This is a genomic window from Epilithonimonas sp., assembly GCF_056329745.1.
This window is the reverse complement of the sequence record NZ_JBWEYV010000003.1, coordinates 46,669-62,377: the sequence shown is the minus strand read 5'-3', so window position 1 is coordinate 62,377 and position 15,709 is coordinate 46,669. Positions and strand designations below refer to the sequence as shown.

The 15,709-nt window shown below is 39.3% G+C and carries 16 protein-coding genes and 1 pseudogene; 11 read left to right on the top strand and 6 right to left on the bottom strand.

The window, feature by feature from the left end; translation table 11 throughout:
• Window positions 1-65 precede the first annotated feature (65 nt).
• The 10 genes from AC00Y6_RS03365 (at window position 66) to AC00Y6_RS03320 (ending at window position 10,590) form a co-directional block, all read left to right on the top strand.
• Window positions 66-863: an FkbM family methyltransferase gene (locus tag AC00Y6_RS03365; protein WP_474489202.1), complete on the top strand. Its 798-nt coding sequence runs from the start codon at window positions 66-68 to the stop codon at window positions 861-863.
• 48 nt (window positions 864-911) lie between these two features.
• A complete protein-coding gene (locus tag AC00Y6_RS03360) occupies window positions 912-2,390 on the top strand; it encodes a lipopolysaccharide biosynthesis protein (RefSeq protein WP_474489201.1) in 1,479 nt (492 codons plus the stop codon).
• A gap of 269 nt (window positions 2,391-2,659) precedes the next feature.
• Window positions 2,660-3,289 carry a TetR/AcrR family transcriptional regulator gene (locus AC00Y6_RS03355; RefSeq protein WP_474489200.1) on the top strand — a complete coding sequence of 210 codons (630 nt, stop codon included), beginning with the start codon at window positions 2,660-2,662 and terminating at the stop codon, window positions 3,287-3,289.
• 88 nt (window positions 3,290-3,377) lie between these two features.
• Window positions 3,378-4,670, top strand: a complete 1,293-nt coding sequence (locus AC00Y6_RS03350) for a TolC family protein (RefSeq protein WP_474489199.1) — start codon at window positions 3,378-3,380, stop codon at window positions 4,668-4,670.
• Window positions 4,671-4,711: 41 nt separating this feature from the next.
• Entirely contained in the window at window positions 4,712-5,647 is a 936-nt protein-coding gene (locus AC00Y6_RS03345; RefSeq protein WP_474489198.1) for an HlyD family secretion protein, read from the top strand.
• Between the two features lie 21 nt (window positions 5,648-5,668).
• Complete coding sequence (locus tag AC00Y6_RS03340; protein WP_474489197.1) at window positions 5,669-6,619, top strand: ABC transporter ATP-binding protein; 951 nt, start codon at window positions 5,669-5,671, stop codon at window positions 6,617-6,619.
• Window positions 6,620-6,675: 56 nt separating this feature from the next.
• The gene (locus AC00Y6_RS03335) at window positions 6,676-7,458 is read left to right on the top strand and encodes an ABC transporter ATP-binding protein (RefSeq protein ID WP_474489196.1); all 783 of its coding nucleotides are present in this window, start codon (window positions 6,676-6,678) and stop codon (window positions 7,456-7,458) included.
• 48 nt (window positions 7,459-7,506) lie between these two features.
• Complete coding sequence (locus AC00Y6_RS03330) at window positions 7,507-8,346, top strand: phospholipase A (protein WP_474489195.1); 840 nt, start codon at window positions 7,507-7,509, stop codon at window positions 8,344-8,346.
• Between the two features lie 19 nt (window positions 8,347-8,365).
• Window positions 8,366-9,469: an ABC transporter permease gene (locus AC00Y6_RS03325; protein WP_474489194.1), complete on the top strand. Its 1,104-nt coding sequence runs from the start codon at window positions 8,366-8,368 to the stop codon at window positions 9,467-9,469.
• Entirely contained in the window at window positions 9,469-10,590 is a 1,122-nt protein-coding gene (locus tag AC00Y6_RS03320) for an ABC transporter permease (RefSeq protein ID WP_474489193.1), read from the top strand. The genes AC00Y6_RS03325 and AC00Y6_RS03320 overlap by 1 nt, the downstream gene beginning before the upstream one ends.
• A 508-nt stretch (window positions 10,591-11,098) precedes the next feature.
• On the opposite strand, the pseudogene AC00Y6_RS03315 reads toward AC00Y6_RS03320, so the two are convergent.
• The 3 genes and pseudogenes from AC00Y6_RS03315 to AC00Y6_RS03305 all read right to left on the bottom strand — a co-directional run.
• Window positions 11,099-11,502: pseudogene (locus AC00Y6_RS03315) on the bottom strand (transposase); the annotation flags it as partial.
• A 95-nt stretch (window positions 11,503-11,597) separates the two neighbouring features.
• Entirely contained in the window at window positions 11,598-12,155 is a 558-nt protein-coding gene (locus AC00Y6_RS03310; RefSeq protein ID WP_474489192.1) for an NAD(P)/FAD-dependent oxidoreductase, read from the bottom strand.
• Between the two features lie 65 nt (window positions 12,156-12,220).
• Window positions 12,221-12,505, bottom strand: coding sequence for an FAD-dependent oxidoreductase (locus AC00Y6_RS03305; RefSeq protein WP_474489191.1), 285 nt, complete (start codon window positions 12,503-12,505; stop codon window positions 12,221-12,223).
• Between the two features lie 179 nt (window positions 12,506-12,684).
• Between AC00Y6_RS03305 and AC00Y6_RS03300 the strand changes: the two genes are divergently transcribed.
• Complete coding sequence (locus AC00Y6_RS03300; RefSeq protein WP_474489190.1) at window positions 12,685-13,062, top strand: Fur family transcriptional regulator; 378 nt, start codon at window positions 12,685-12,687, stop codon at window positions 13,060-13,062.
• A 68-nt stretch (window positions 13,063-13,130) separates the two neighbouring features.
• On the opposite strand, the gene AC00Y6_RS03295 is transcribed toward AC00Y6_RS03300, so the two are convergent.
• Genes AC00Y6_RS03295 through AC00Y6_RS03285 form a run of 3 tightly spaced genes read right to left on the bottom strand, consistent with a single transcriptional unit; the run spans window position 13,131 to window position 15,692 of the window.
• The gene (locus AC00Y6_RS03295) at window positions 13,131-14,000 is read right to left on the bottom strand and encodes a siderophore-interacting protein (RefSeq protein WP_474489189.1); all 870 of its coding nucleotides are present in this window, start codon (window positions 13,998-14,000) and stop codon (window positions 13,131-13,133) included.
• A gap of 27 nt (window positions 14,001-14,027) precedes the next feature.
• Window positions 14,028-14,759, bottom strand: coding sequence for an SDR family oxidoreductase (locus AC00Y6_RS03290; RefSeq protein WP_474489188.1), 732 nt, complete (start codon window positions 14,757-14,759; stop codon window positions 14,028-14,030).
• A gap of 27 nt (window positions 14,760-14,786) precedes the next feature.
• The gene (locus tag AC00Y6_RS03285) at window positions 14,787-15,692 is read right to left on the bottom strand and encodes an SDR family oxidoreductase (RefSeq protein ID WP_474489187.1); all 906 of its coding nucleotides are present in this window, start codon (window positions 15,690-15,692) and stop codon (window positions 14,787-14,789) included.
• Between the last annotated feature and the right edge of the window lie 17 nt (window positions 15,693-15,709).

The following is a 15,709-nucleotide window of genomic DNA, read 5'->3' as shown; positions in this document are numbered from 1 at the left end:
CAAAATTTTATGATTTATAAAATAAATGCCTTTTCTTTGCCGTTCCTATCTTATGACAGAGATCTATGAGCGTTTACAGTCGGCTAGCTGAGAATTTACAATACATTTCGCCATCTTACTACAAAAGCAGGTTTTTCAAAAAGCTGAATAACCTGACGCCTCATAACTTGTTGCAAAGAAAGGTAGAGCCTGAGTTTTTGTGGATCCAAGACGTTCTTGATAAAGATGCGGTTTTTATGGACATAGGAGCTAATGTTGGAGCCTATATTTATGTATTGGAAAAGCATCTGAGACCTGAAAACATCTACGCTTTCGAACCTAATCCTCAATTATTCCGAAGATTAAATCGACTTTTTCCTAAGGTTAATTTGAATGCTGTGGCTTTGTCGGATATTTCAACGGTTGCAGAATTCAAGATTCCGGTAATTAATGGTGAGAAAGTCCATACAAGAGGGACTTTGCAGACTTCGATCAAAGAAAAAAATGAAGAAAAAACCATTATTCAAAAAGTTCAGGTAAAACCTTTGGATGATCTTAACCTCAGTTTAAAAAAGCTTGATTTTATCAAAATTGATGTAGAAGGAAACGAGATGCAGACTCTGCGTGGTGCCAGAAAAACAATTCAAAAATTTCAACCCATTCTCATGGTAGAGATGGAGCAGCGCCACCACCATGATGATCTTTGGTCACTCATCACAGAAATCATGGGCTGGGGCTATACTGCCAATTATCTGGATCTCCAGACGTTGAAACCACAGTTGCTAACAGAAGAGTTTCTGGCTCAACAAAATCCGGATCAGGTCAAGAATTATAAGGATTATATCAACAATATTATTTTTCTACCAGAGGCTAATAAGCCCTAATCTGGTTGAATAAAATTTATCAATTATCAATCATCATTTATAGAAAGTATGAGCGTTGTAGCAAGGCAAGGTGTAAAATATTCGATTATCGGTTATCTCGGTTTTTTGCTGGGAACTTTTTCGGCGATTTTCATTTTCCCCTACGATATGGAGTTTTACGGGAAACTCCGCTATATCCTGCCCACTGCGGAGATGATTGTCCCTGTTATTGTATTTGGTTTGTCATTTTCCAATGTCAAGTTTTTCAGTAAAGTGCGCGCGGATGGTAAGCATCACAATATGCTGTCGATTTCTCTGTTAGCAGTCATTTTTAATTTTGTCATATTTGTTGGGGCTTACTTTTTATTGAGCTGGATTTTTCCACAGTTGCAGAAACAACGCCTGTGGGAAATGAAAAACCTGATTCTCCCTCTGGCATTGGTTCTGGCACTTTCATCGGTACTTAATAAGTTTTTGACCAATTACAAAAGGATTGTTGTTCCCAACATATTTGAAAATTTTGTTCCTAAGATCGCTAACCTTGGCGCTTTCTGTTTGTTTTTCTTTATGGGCTTTGCAGAGAAAACGGCCTACGGGTTTTTCTTTCTGATGTTCTTTGTTTCGCTGGCGGGTTATGGTTTGTACACCAATCGGCTGGAGAAGTTCAGACCAGATTTTGACCTAAGCTACTTTAGAAAAGACAATTTTTATCAGGAGATTTTAACCTACAGCCTTTTCGGTTTTTTGGGGAATATCGGGAATTATATCGCTATCAATATTGATAACTACATGATTGGTGAATTTATCAGCTTCGAGGAGAATGGGATTTACAGTAATATTTATTCAATCATATCGCTGATTACTGTACCGCAGATGGGGTTGTTCAACATCTCTGCACCAATTATCAATAAAGTCCTTGCCAATGGTGATTATAACGAGCTGGACAGGTTTCATAAGAAGACCTCGCTGAGTTTATTTTTCCTCGGTCTGGTGTTGTTTTGTTGCATTGTTGTAGGATTTCCTTACCTAGCGGATTTTATGAAGAATGGTGAAGATTTGCGTGCCTCAGAACCTGTTCTCTGGATTTTGGGGTTTGCCATGCTATTTGATTTGGCTACAGGGTTTAACGGGCATATTATTTCATTGTCAAGATATTACAAATTCAATATTGTAGTCATGTTGATTCTGGCTGTTTTAACGGTGAGCCTCAACATGATCTTCCTAAAGCATACCAATTTTGGGATCTTCGGGATTGCCATTGCCTACGCCATTTCGTTATCCCTTTTCAATATTATTAAGATTAGCTTTAATTACATAAAATTCAAGGTATTTCCATTGGGCATTGAGATGATATACGCCCTAATTTTAGGCTGTATCTCCATTAATGTAGCCATTTTTCTGCCGGATTTTAAGCTTAATCTTATCAACCTATTCTACAAGCCGGGAGTTGTTTTACTACTGTTATTTGTAGGTAATTATTTCCTCAAAATTTATCCGGTTGATAAATACCTGAATAAAGCATTTATCAAGAGCCTTTTTAAATTCTAAAATTTTCTCAAAATTATAGTCAAAAAATATCAATCACATTACTATTGTAAAGGTTTTATCTTAAAACCATGAACCGATAATAAGATTTTAAAATTGTATTATCGGGAATTACAATTTTTTTGTTTTTTTTTCTAACATAATCAAAATCATTTCAACCGAAAAAAACTGTTCAAGCCTATTTTAGTTATTATTAAAATTTAATCATTTGATTAAAACAAATTAGTAGTTTTTAAAATTTTTATATATTTGTAGACTTTAACGCTTAGAAAATGGCTAAAAAGAAACTGCAGACATCGCAGGATTCTTCAACGGAAAACAAAATTAAAGAGGCTGCTAGGAAGGTTTTTCATGAGAAAGGCTATGCTGCTACCAGAACCAGAGATATTGCAGAAGAAGCTGGTATCAATCTGGCGCTCCTCAACTATTACTTTAGGAGCAAAGAAAAACTGTTTGGTTTGATCATGACAGAAACAATGTCCGGATTTTTAAAACAGTTGACACCTTTGTTGAACGATGACAGTACCACACTCGAGCAAAAAATTGAGTTGATTGCCTCTAATTATATTAATTTTCTTTCAGAAGAGCCCGTGATTCCATTATTTATCTTAAGTGAGATTAGAAATAACCCGGAGAAATTATTAGAAAAATTGCCTATAGGAGACACCGTGTTGAGCTCTGTCTTTATGAACCAATATCAGGCGGCTGTAAAAAACGGTAGTATGTCAGAGTCTAATCCGTTACAGTTCCTGATGAATCTAATGGGATTAGTAATTTTTCCATTTATTGCGCAACCTATGCTGAAAGAATTAGGTAAGGTAGATAATAAAATGTTTGATCAAATGATGCAGGAGCGTAAAAAAAATATTCCAATTTGGATTAAAGCCATGATGAAGGTCTGATTTTTTTTGCTTTTACTTTAATCATATGATTAAATCTATTGTTCAATTTTGAATAAAAATTTATAAATTTTAATTTAACATGTATGTTATGTTTTTAAATAAAATCAATGTTCTCTTGCTTGTAGTTGCTGTCTCGTTTCTGACGTCGAATCTGAAAGCACAGTCGGGGAAACTAACTCTGGAACAATGCTATGCGCTGGCTAAGCAAAATTATCCCGTGGTGAAAAAGCTAGATTTGATCAATAAATCTGCCGATTATACTATCAGGAATGCGAATAAAAAATTCCTGCCACAACTTAATATCAGTGGACAGGCCACCTACCAGTCCCAGGTGGTGGATTATGGTGCGCTGCTGGGCAATAATACCTCGGCTATTGGTATTGCGCCGCCGGAGTTCAGCAAAGACCAATACAGAATCGCTGGCGAAGTAGAGCAGCTGCTATACGATGGGGGCAATGTGCATTATCAAAATGAACTTACAAAAGCTAATACCGAATTGCAGGTGCAAGGTATAAAAACCCAACTTTATCAGGTAAATGAAAGAATCAATAATATTGTTTTCTCTGTTTTTCTGCTGGGTGAGCAGCTAGAACTTAACAATTTGAAAATCGCCAGCCTGCAGACCCAGCTCGATAAAACCGAAGCTGCCTATAAATACGGAACGGCTTATGCAAGTGATGTAAATGAATTGAAGGCGGAGATTGAGAACACGAAACTAACCAATATAGACTATGCTGGAAACCGGCAGGCGTATCTGAAAATGCTGTCCATCTTGATAGGTCAGGTGGTGGCAGATGCATCGGAACTTGCTAAACCAGAGCCGGTCTTGTCTACTGGTGATATCAGACGCCCAGAACTGGAGCAATTCAATCTCCAAAAAAACCTCAGCGAAATTCAGTCCAGTCAACTTAAATCCGGTTACTTACCTACGCTTAAAGCTTTTTTTCAAGGGGCTTATGGCCGCCCAACACTCAATCCCGTTTCCAATGATTTTGGCGCCTGGTACATTACCGGCCTGCGTCTTAACTGGAATCTGGGTAACCTTTACACAGTTAGAGACCAACGCAACATTTACAAAATTAACAGCCAGACAGCTGATGTTGACCGGGAAAGTTTCCTCCAAAGCGTGAAGCTGGACATGGCGCAGCAGGAGGAAAATGTGAGCAAATACGGGCTTATGATTGATCAGGATAATAAAACAATTCTGTTAAGGGAAGCTGTTACAAAATCGGCTTCTGCCCAGTTGGCCAACGGTGTTATAACCGTCCATGAGTATATCCAGAAACTCAATAATGAAAATGTGGCAAGGCAAAACCTCAAGATTCATGAGCTGCAACTGCTACAAGCGCAATATAATCTCAAATTTAAATCAGGAAATTGAAACACCAAGCCGTAGTGTATAACAGAATAAAAAGAATCAATATGAAACAAACAACAATACTTTTTCTGGCTGCAGCATTCGTTTTGTCTTGCAGTAAAAAAACAGAGTATGATGCATCGGGGAATTTTGAAGCCGATGAAGTGATCATCTCCGCCCAGCAAAATGGGGTTCTAGAGACTTACACTGTTAAAGAAGGGCAGCAGCTGCAACCCGGCAGCAATGTGGGGCAAATTGATGTTTCTGTACTTAAAATACAAAAGCAACAAACCGAAGCAAGCATAGCGGCACTGTCCCAGAAAACTGTTGCGCCTAATGATCAGGCAGAGCTGGTACGCCGCCAGCTGGAAGTACAGCAGGCGCAGCTGGATCAGCAACTGAAAGAGCGAACCCGAACAGAGAACTTGGTAAAAGCAGATGCCGCTACCCGCAAACAACTAGATGATATCAATGCTGCCATTATCCAGTTGAAAAGGCAAATAGCGGTAACCGCACAGCAGCTAAAACTGAATACCTATAATACCGGTGTACAAAACAAAAGCATCCTGAGCGAAAAAGGGCCACTCGAAAAAGCCGCAGCCCAGCTGCAGGAGCAGATTGATAAAGGCCAAATCATTAACCCTCTTAAAGGGACGGTCTTAACCAGCTATGCCTTACAGGGCGAGATGCAAACCATCGGTAAGCCGCTCTACAAAATTGCCAATACAGAACATCTGGATCTGAAAGCCTATGTTACCGGAAACCAATTGCCACAAATCAAGGTGGGGCAGAAGGTTAAAGTAAGGATAGATGATGGTAAAGAGGGTTACAAAGAATACCCGGGAACAATAAGCTGGATTTCTGCAACATCCGAGTTTACACCCAAAACCATACAGACCAAAGACGAAAGAGCCAACCTGGTGTATGCCATCAAGGTTCATGTTAAAAACGATGGCTTTTTAAAGATTGGGATGTATGGGGAAGTGATTTTCGGTCAATAGTAAAATATTCAAAATTGTAGAATGATTTCCGTAAGTGTAAAAAATATCACCAAAACCTATAACAAGGGCGAGCTAACAGCTGTCAGCGATGTGTCTTTTGAAGTCCAAAAGGGCGAGCTGTTTGGGCTGATAGGGCCGGATGGTGCAGGCAAGACTTCCTTGTTTAGGATTCTTACCACTTTATTGTTGGCAGACAGCGGAACGGCAAGTGTAGAGGGTTTGGATGTTGTAGACAAATACCGCGAAATTAGGAATATTGTAGGCTATATGCCCGGTAAGTTTTCACTTTATCAGGATTTGACGGTGCAGGAGAACTTATCATTTTTTGCCACAGTTTTTGGGACGACCATTGAGAAGAATTACGACCTTATCAGTGATATATACGATCAAATCAAACCATTCAACAACCGCCGGGCGGGTAAACTGTCTGGGGGCATGAAGCAAAAATTGGCGCTTTGCTGTGCTTTAATCCATAAACCGACAGTGTTGTTTCTGGACGAACCTACAACCGGTGTGGATGTGGTGTCCAGAAAAGAGTTTTGGGATATGTTGGACAAACTTAAAAAGCAGGGCATTACCATCGTGGTATCTACGCCTTATATGGATGAAGCCACTCGTTGCGACAGGATTGCGCTGATACAGAATGGCAAGGTCATGTCTATTGATACTCCCGAGAAGATCATCAACAATTTCCCAAAAACACTGTTCGCAGCAAAAGCGGATGATATATACAGGCTGTTGCAAGATCTGCGAAATGACGGGCGGGTAGAGAGCTGTTTTGCATTTGGGGAATACATTCACCTGACCCTTAAATCCGATGATAAGAACGGTGAAGAAGTTGTTAATCAATTGGCAAAGCAAAATAACTACTCTGCTGTGGAGGTAAAAGTCATAAAACCAACAGTGGAGGATAGTTTTATCTGTCTGATGAATGAAAATGATAATAATGGAAAATTAGAAAATGAAAGTTGAAATGCCCGCATACATTATCACACTACAAAGCTTAATCTCGATAAAATATAATTGAAATGGAGCAAGAACGGTCAGCTTTTAACTCTCAACGTTCGTCTGAGAACAAAGCAATCATCTGTAAAGATCTAACAAAACAGTTTGGGGATTTTAAGGCGGTAGATAACATTACTTTTGATGTGGAGAAAGGGGAGATCTTTGGGTTCCTCGGTGCTAACGGAGCCGGCAAAACTACAGCCATGCGCATCTTGTGCGGACTGTCTTATCCCACCTCAGGTGAGGCTTTTGTTGCTGGTTTTGATGTATACAAACAGCAGGAAAGCATCAAGAAAAATATTGGCTATATGAGCCAGAAATTTTCCCTGTATGATAACCTGACTATCCTGGAGAATATCGAATTCTACGGCGGTGTGTATGGCGTAACCCGCCCCGAAATCAAAGAACGGAGCAGGGAACTGATCCAAAAACTGGGACTGGAGAATGAAGCAAAAAAAATGGTGGGCGAGCTCCCTCTGGGGTGGAAACAGAAACTGGCGTTTTCGGTAGCTATTTTCCATCAACCACAAATTGTTTTTCTGGATGAGCCTACCGGTGGTGTGGATCCTGTAACAAGGCGGCAGTTTTGGGACATGATATATGAGGCGGCAGGTAATGGGATTACCGTTTTCGTAACAACGCATTACATGGATGAAGCCGAGTACTGCAACAGGATCAGTGTAATGGTAGATGGCAGGATAGAGGCACTGGATAGCCCTTGTAATCTCAAACATCAGTTTAAGACCGATTCTATGGATGAGGTTTTTTTCCAGCTGGCAAGAGGAGCAGTAAGAGCTTCGGATTAATAGTTGACAATGATGGTAAAGGGCAGATTTATTTACATATTAAAAAATATGATAATCAATAACAATAAAAATTTCAAGAGGGTGCTGTTGTCTTTTCTGGGGATGTTTTTCTTATCGCAGGCTTTGCTGGCACAGGCCAACCTAAGCAAAGACAGCACCGAGTATTATATCAGCAAATCACCGGCATTTTCTATTTTTAAGGATAATTATTTCATCAGTGGCATCCCACTGGATCATAAGCCTGATAAGGATAATTCGGATGCCAAATTCCAGTTCAGTTTCAAGCAGAGAATCCAGAACAGGCCTATAGTATGGGGTTCTTATTTTTATCTGACTTATACCCAAAAATCGTTTTGGGATATTTACAAAAAATCTAGTCCTTTTGCCGAAACCAATTATAATCCGGGTTTACAGCTGGTAAAACCTATTTATACCAAGGGGAACCTCACGGGTGTGGTAACCCTGAGTGTAGAGCACGAGTCTAATGGCCGGGACAGCATCTATTCTCGCAGCTGGAATTTTGTGGGAATTAGTTATTCTCATTTGTTCTCAGACAGACTGAATGCGACGCTTAAAATCTATATACCTTCTAAAAGCAGTGATAACCCAGATCTTAATAAATACATTGGCTATTCTGAAGCACAGTTTTCGTGGGGAATTAAAAAAGACCTTCTTATTCTTGATCTCACGGCGAGAAAAGGTGCCAGTTGGGATACCAAAGGCAGCCTCATGACAACCCTCAGTTTCCGCCCGTCGGTCAAAAGAAACCTTTATTGGACGGTGCAGTGGTGGCAGGGCTACGCAGAGAGCCTTGTAGATTATAGGCAACGAACCAGTATGATTCGGATTGGCTTTATGGTGAAACCTTCCTTTTTTAGATTTTATTAATCATCCTTAATGTCAGGAAATGAAACAGTTATTTGCATTTATACGAAAAGAGTTTTACCACGTTTTCCGGGATAAGCGGACCTTGCTCATCCTTTTTGGGATGCCTATTGTCCAGATTGTTCTTTTTGGTTTTGCGCTCAGTAGCGAGGTCAAGAATATCGGATTGGCAGTGCTGGATAATGCAAACGATGTACAGTCCCAGCAGATCATCAATAAAATCAATGCCAGCACCAATTTTAAAATGAGCTCTCCGGCCATTAATTATGATGAGCTGAAGAAACAGTTTAGGGAAGGCAGCATCAAGTGTGCATTAATATTCCCTGCAAAATTTGGTAGTGATATATACAGTCCCGGAGGCGCAAAAATCCAGTTGATTACGGATGGCTCAGACCCCAATACCGCAGCCACTGTCACCACTTACCTCAATGCTATTATTGCAAATTACCAGCAGGAAAACAATCCCACTTCCAGGCTTTCTTATCAGATTATCCCAGAAACCAGGCAACTCTACAACGAAACTCAAAATGGCTCGCTCAACTTTATTCCCGGTGTTATTGCACTAATCTTTATGATTGTAAGTACGGCGCTTACCTCTGTGGCTGTGGTACGGGAGAAAGAGTTGGGCACTATGGAGATTTTGCTGGTGTCACCATTCAAACCGATAATGGTATTGATTGCCAAGGCGGTCCCTTATCTGGTACTTTCACTCATTGATTTTATAATCATCCTTCTGCTGGCAGTGTTTTTTCTTAATGTTGAGATCAGGGGAAGCTTGCTTCTACTTTTTGCGGAAAGTATCCTATTTATCATCACCTGCCTGTCTCTAGGACTGTTGATTTCCAACATCACGGCATCGCAGCAGACGGCCATGCTGATCTCTATGATGGGGATGATGATGCCCACCATGCTGCTTACAGGCTTTATGTTTCCGTTGGAGAATATGCCCAAAGCGTTTCAGTATGCGTCTTACATTATACCTTCCCGCTACTATTACAGCATTACAAAGGCGGTAATGCTGAAAGGTTTGGGCTTTGGTTACATTTGGAAAGAAACACTGATACTGGCCGGAATGGCAACTGTGCTACTTACGCTGGCACTTAAAAATTTTAAAATCAGGTTATAATGAAGGTATTGCGTTTTATATTGCAGAAGGAGTTTCGTCAGATTCTCAGGGACAGAACGATCTTGTCCATGATGTTTTTTGCACCCGTCATGCAGTTGATTATTTTGCCGTTGGCCGCTAATTTTGAAGTTAAAAATGTCAATGTGGCATATGTGGATAATGACCACAGCAGTTATTCCCGAGAACTTGAACACAAGATAGCATCATCCGGCTATTTTAAAATGACAGATCGCGTAAACTCCTTCAGACAAGGACTGGAAATGGTGGAGTATGGCAAAGCCGACCTGATTCTGGAGATCCCTGCAGGATTTGAGAAAAACCTCGTCCGTGAAGGCAGTCAAAAAGTCAATCTTTCTGTAGATGCTATTAATGGAACCAAAGCCTCTCTGGGCGGTGCTTATCTGGTGCAGGTGCTGCGGGATTATAACCGAAATCTGGATGTCAATTACAAATTACCGGATGGCCGACTGATCCCGCAACAGAATATCAGTATAGAGAGTACCAATTGGTATAATCCCCATGCGGAGTATAAATATTATATGGTGCCGGGTATATTGGTCCTGCTGTTGACCATGATTGGCGGCTTCATTACAGCACTTAACATTGTTAAGGAAAAAGAGATTGGCACTATAGAACAGATTAATGTAACTCCCATTAAAAAGTGGCAATTTATCCTCGGTAAACTTATTCCGTTTTGGATCATGGGTATCATCGTTTTTACACTAGGGCTGATTGTTATGTACCTGTTTTACGGTATTTTTCCGAAAGGCAGTTTGCTTCTCTTATACGGTATCGCGGCTGTTTATCTAGTAGCAGTGTTGGGTTTGGGTCTGTTAATTTCTACTTTTGCAGACACCCAATTGCAGGCCATGTTTATTGCGTTCTTTTTTATGATGATATTTATGTTGATGAGCGGCTTGTTCACCAGTACAGACAGTATGCCCGACTGGGCCAAAACACTCTCTGCCTTCACCCCCGTCACGCATTTTATAAAAGTGGTACGCCTCATCGTACTCAAAGGAAGTGGTTTTGATGATGTTAAGTCCGAGCTTCTAAACTTAGCAGCCTTTGCTGTTGTCCTCAACGGATTGGCAATATGGAACTACCGAAAAACCAATTAGTATTCTTGATTTTTGGATACTTTGCCAAGTTATTTTACGGTAGTGATGATGAGTTGATAACTATTGTCTGAAAAAAACTAAATATATTACTGCCTCAGGACGAAGTGATAGAGGCTAGATTGGAAATCATGCTTCCATATGGCTTAGTGTTTACTTGTCAGTTACATCAAAACAGAACTTTGCAGCGGGTAGCTTTTTTTTATCAACACCGATTTTCTATTGGGGCAATACAGAGCAGTTTTTGATCTGCTTGTAGATCGCCATCAAGATTGAATCATTCTTAAAAGTGATTTGATTTTTTCGTTGTCAAACAATCTATAAACGTGGTGCACAATACATGAAGAACAGTATCTACCTAAATTAACTGTTACAAAATCTTTACTAGACGCTATTTGCGCCATGATAGCAGATCAAATAGAGCATCTTATTAAGAATTCTCACGTTTTTGGCAATATGAAATTTACATTATCCCACAAAGTGTGTAAGTTAAAAAGTTAGAGCTTGGATTTTATAATCTGAGCCTTTTTTCAAAAATAAGCATAAACTGGTTAAAAACAATACCCCAATTTTGGATAGGCATCGTCCATTTTTTACTAGCTTCTTTTAATGCGAGATATACTGATTTAATTACTGCATCATCGGTGGGAAAAGACATTTTGTTTTTGTTGTGTTTTCGGATTTTGCCGTTGAGATTCTCGATTAAATTGGTGGTGTAAATAATTTTACGGATTTCTAAAGGAAATTCAAAAAAATACGGTCAGCTCATTCCAAATGGAAGATTCATTGAATATCAATAAAATGATAAAATTAGATGAGATATTTATTCCACCAGGATTCAATCGTGTAAGAATATATACTTTCCCATTTTTCTGCAAAATCACTCAGAGCAGCTTCCGCCGCCTGCTTTGTTGGCCACTGTCGACCTTATTGTTTCATACTGCTCATTAGTGTATAATACAGTAGTGCCAGCAGCAATTTTACAGTTGTGTTTTGATTTGGCTATTATTTCAAAAACCTTCTTCACTAAGTTCTTTGTTGGTCATGCTGCCGGCAATTCCACCCATCGCTACGGCATTAGCGACCGAACGCATCATTGCTGTATTGTCACCACAAGCAAAGATGCCTTCAACTGTTGTTTTCTGAAAACTATCAACTTTAATATAACCCTGTTCTGTCAGTTCACATCCTAAAGTAAGGGGAATATCACAATACTGCTCAAATGGTAAAGGGGAATATAATGCATCAAAATTCATCATAATATCATCATTAAAAACCACATTTTTAATCTGCCCGCCAACATGTTCAATCCCGATAATTACTTTTTCGGTGATTTCAACGTTGTGCTTTTTCAGTTTTTCTAATTGGTCAGCGTTAAATTTAGCCTCTCCTGAAGTAAGGAGTGTTATATCATCCGTTAAATTACGAACCAAAGAAGTAAGTTGAAAAGCGCGATCCCCGTTTGAAAATATGCCGGTTTTCTGATTACGAAATTCATAACCGTGACAGTATGGGCAGTGGATTACGGAAATTCCCCAACACTCAGAGAAGCCTCTTATCGGCGGCATAATGTCCTTGATTCCTGTAGCAAATATTAATTTTTTTGCGTTGAAATGATTGTAGGACTGCGTGGTTATCGTAAAACCAGATTCCGTTTTTTTTCGCTTACTGCAAGGTCATTTACAATATGTACGGACGCATATTCTAAAACTTGGGATCTGGCTTTATCAGCAATTTCAGCAGGTCTTACACCATCTTGGGTGATGAAGTTGTGAGAGTAGGGTGTTTGCCTGTTACAAGGCAAACCACTATCAATAATTAGAACACGTCTCATCGAGCGTCCCAAAGCCATCGCGGCCGAAAGCCCCGCATAGCTGCCACCGATGATGATGACATCGAAATATTCATTATGATCCATAGCACAGATTTTTATTAGTGATTTTTAAAAAGAAGGAACGTTGATATTTAGTTAATCTATTGTAAATTCGGGGCCTAACTAACTTCAGCAAAGGTAACAAAAGTTTTATTAATGCAAATTATTCGCAATAACTAATTTCAAATTATTTCATTAATTTTGTAATAGATGAAAATGTATTTATGAAACGTCGAAATACACCGTCAAAAGAAGCAGTTTTGGACCTATTGATAAGGTCAGGTAAAGCAATGAGTCGTGATGTGATAGAGGAAAAAATTGATGTAGAAATCGACCGGGCAACGATTTACAGGGTTTTGAACCGTTTCTGTGAAGATGGCATTATCCATAAAATAGTGGCTGAAGATGGTAAGCAATACTTCGCTGCCTACATGAAATGTGATGAGAATAGTTTTAAGGATAATCACTTTCATTTCCGGTGTAAAAATTGCCAAACCATCGAATGTCTAACGCAATCGGTCCATTTCTCGGTACCTGCAGGTTACCATGTTGACAGCGTCAACTGTGTTCTAACAGGAATTTGTAAAGACTGTTCTTCTTAGTTGAAATCCTACTGCTATAAAGGACTTGTAGCCGGTCATATTAAAATCGCAAAAGATATAGACGGCGCTTATTCACTAATTAATGGCGATGACTTTCTATCCTGTGTCGATTTATCTTCGGATGCTCCAAATTTCCAATAAGCATAAGCATTCAGCTCTTCTCGCTGGAAATTTTTTTCATCACGTAGATAGCGTCGGATTTCTTTGACTGAAGAATACTCTGCAGCTATGTGTGCATACCGGTTTTCCTCCGGTAAGTCTGTACTCTTAAGTTTCTCTGGTAATTGGCTGCTTAAACCAGGTTGTAAACTATGTAACCATTCGAAATGAATATCTGCCGCAGTAGTTAGGGGCTGTTCATCTTCTTTATTGTAGACTTCAATTATACAGATACCTTTGGCAGTAGCCGGAAGATTTTCCAAAATTGCCGACAAAACCGGTATTCCTGTGGCATCTCCCATCAACACATAATGATCTACAATAGGGAATAATTCCTTTTTCCCGGCTTTCATCATCACACCCAAAATATCTCCTTCTTTTGCATTGATGGCCCAAGCTGATGCCGGACCTTCTTCTCCATGAGCTACAAAGTCGATCCATATTTCCTTTCTATTCAAATCAAATCCTCTGTGCGTATAGGTTCTTGTAATAGGGCGAACCTCTTCAGACGGTTGTATCCATTTCTTCGTCACTGGATCAAAATAGGGAAAATGAATATTACGGATTCCTTTCGGTGGAATTAAGATCTTATTGTGTTCTCCAACAGTTGTGTCTGCAAAGGCTTCTATATCATTTCCCGTAAGCCAGACTCTAATGTAGTGAGGGGTAAGATATTGTTTCCTACTGACTATTAACTCAGCTTGTATTGTTTTAAATGTTTCTTTACTCATGTTTGGATTGATATTATGGATATACTGTTTTACAAACAATATATCCATAATATACTTATTGATTTTTATTGTTAATCACCATTTAACCTCACCTTCTTCGCTAAAGAATTTTCCGGTCGCACCTTCATCGGAAAGTATAGCACATTTCACAATGGGTTTCGCGCCTTCTTCCACAGTTTTGAATCCTTTGTAATTGTTAAACTCTGTTGCGGTATGCCCAGGTGTAACACTGTTCACTTTAAAATTAGTGTCTCTGAGTTCATATGCCAAGGCAATCGTATAGGCATTAACGGCCGATTTTGATGCTCCGTAAACAGCGAAAAAAGGTTTTACAGAATCATATTTGAACCAGTTGGGATCACTGTTCTCAGTCAAAGATCCTACCTCGCTGGAAACATTAACGATTCTTGGTGAGCCGGATTTTTTTAAAAGTTCCATAAATTGTTGTGTCACCTCAATAGTACCAAAAACATTGGTTTCAAAAACATTTCTGTAATTCTCTATACTTGTTGTAGAAGGCTCCTGTGGCATATCTCCCAGTATGCCGGCATTATTAATGAGTACATCAAGCGATGCTGTTTTCTTTTCCATTTCTGCTCGAGCCTGCTTTATGGAGCTGCTATCAGCAATGTCTATATGTAAAAAATCAACATTCTGGAAACCTTGGTCCTTCATTAATTTGACGGCATTTTCTCCCTTTTCTTTATCCCTGCTCCCGAGATATACAAAATATCCTAGTGAAGCCATTTGTTTAGCGGTTTCAAAACCAATTCCTTTGTTGGCTCCTGTTATTAATACTGTTTTCATATTTTCTTTATTAATTGTTATAAATGATTATTCTTTATTGTAAGCTGTGGCAAAGTCTCTGGCAAAATCAACCAATTTTATCTTACCTAAGGCAGGTTTATTTTTATGGTAGTCTTCGTACAAAGCACCTGTTCCCTGACTGGTCTGAAACTCCGCAAATCCCTTTGCTATCTGTTCGTTAAAACCAATAGACAACCAATTGTCTGTTAATTCTTCATTGGAGATTACCTGCCACTGTAGATCTGGTATTCCAATAGCTTCGCCCAACACCTTGGCAATTTCGTTAGGTGAAACTTCATCGCTGGCCACATAACGAACCATTCTTCCTTCAAAAGGCTTTTTAATTTCTTCGGCAATGACATCCGCAATATCCAATGGAGAAACCCAGGGTTCTTTTTTATCTCCTCCCCAGTTCGAGATGATAACACCTTTTGTTTTTATGGTACGGATAAACCCAAACAGATTCGTGAAAAAACCTACCGGACGAATGAATTTTATGGATACATCTTCAGGCAACTGTCTCAGGATATTTTCCACATTGTGGTGGAATATCAGGATACCTGTTCCTTTATTAGTATGTGCTCCGATACTGCTGAGATGAACCACTTTTTTAACACCAGCTTCTAAAATGGCTTCCTTGTAATGATGTCCGATTTGGTTGATTGAAGCAATAAAATCTACGTCCTTATCAAAAAATCCCCCGGCCGCATCCAATGTTTCCATCAGGTAAACGATATCTGCCCCTTTAAATGTTTTTGATAGAAAGTTTTTGTCAAACATGCTTCCGATAGCTGCCTTTGCTCCAATAGCTTCAATATCAATCCGTCTTTCAGGTTTACTGCTAACGACCGTAACAGAGTGCCCTTCTTTTATCAATTTTTCGGTAAGAGGTTTACCTACATTACTAATAGATCCTGTTAATACAATATTCATATTTTATAATTTAATTT

Excerpts from the sequence above, each read along its gene's own strand:
- AC00Y6_RS03340 (WP_474489197.1), top strand. The coding sequence starts at position 5,669 with ATGATTTCCGTAAGTGTAAAAAATATCACCAAAACCTATAACAAGGGC.
- AC00Y6_RS03335 (WP_474489196.1), top strand. The coding sequence starts at position 6,676 with ATGGAGCAAGAACGGTCAGCTTTTAACTCTCAACGTTCGTCTGAGAAC.
- AC00Y6_RS03350 (WP_474489199.1), top strand. The coding sequence starts at position 3,378 with ATGTTTTTAAATAAAATCAATGTTCTCTTGCTTGTAGTTGCTGTCTCG.
- AC00Y6_RS03285 (WP_474489187.1), bottom strand. The coding sequence starts at position 15,692 with ATGAATATTGTATTAACAGGATCTATTAGTAATGTAGGTAAACCTCTT.
- AC00Y6_RS03305 (WP_474489191.1), bottom strand. The coding sequence starts at position 12,505 with ATGGATCATAATGAATATTTCGATGTCATCATCATCGGTGGCAGCTAT.
- AC00Y6_RS03310 (WP_474489192.1), bottom strand. The coding sequence starts at position 12,155 with ATGCCGCCGATAAGAGGCTTCTCTGAGTGTTGGGGAATTTCCGTAATC.
- AC00Y6_RS03295 (WP_474489189.1), bottom strand. The coding sequence starts at position 14,000 with ATGGATATATTGTTTGTAAAACAGTATATCCATAATATCAATCCAAAC.
- AC00Y6_RS03290 (WP_474489188.1), bottom strand. The coding sequence starts at position 14,759 with ATGAAAACAGTATTAATAACAGGAGCCAACAAAGGAATTGGTTTTGAA.
- AC00Y6_RS03325 (WP_474489194.1), top strand. The coding sequence starts at position 8,366 with ATGAAACAGTTATTTGCATTTATACGAAAAGAGTTTTACCACGTTTTC.
- AC00Y6_RS03320 (WP_474489193.1), top strand. The coding sequence starts at position 9,469 with ATGAAGGTATTGCGTTTTATATTGCAGAAGGAGTTTCGTCAGATTCTC.
- AC00Y6_RS03360 (WP_474489201.1), top strand. The coding sequence starts at position 912 with ATGAGCGTTGTAGCAAGGCAAGGTGTAAAATATTCGATTATCGGTTAT.
- AC00Y6_RS03330 (WP_474489195.1), top strand. The coding sequence starts at position 7,507 with ATGATAATCAATAACAATAAAAATTTCAAGAGGGTGCTGTTGTCTTTT.
- AC00Y6_RS03365 (WP_474489202.1), top strand. The coding sequence starts at position 66 with ATGAGCGTTTACAGTCGGCTAGCTGAGAATTTACAATACATTTCGCCA.
- AC00Y6_RS03345 (WP_474489198.1), top strand. The coding sequence starts at position 4,712 with ATGAAACAAACAACAATACTTTTTCTGGCTGCAGCATTCGTTTTGTCT.
- AC00Y6_RS03355 (WP_474489200.1), top strand. The coding sequence starts at position 2,660 with ATGGCTAAAAAGAAACTGCAGACATCGCAGGATTCTTCAACGGAAAAC.
- AC00Y6_RS03300 (WP_474489190.1), top strand. The coding sequence starts at position 12,685 with ATGAAACGTCGAAATACACCGTCAAAAGAAGCAGTTTTGGACCTATTG.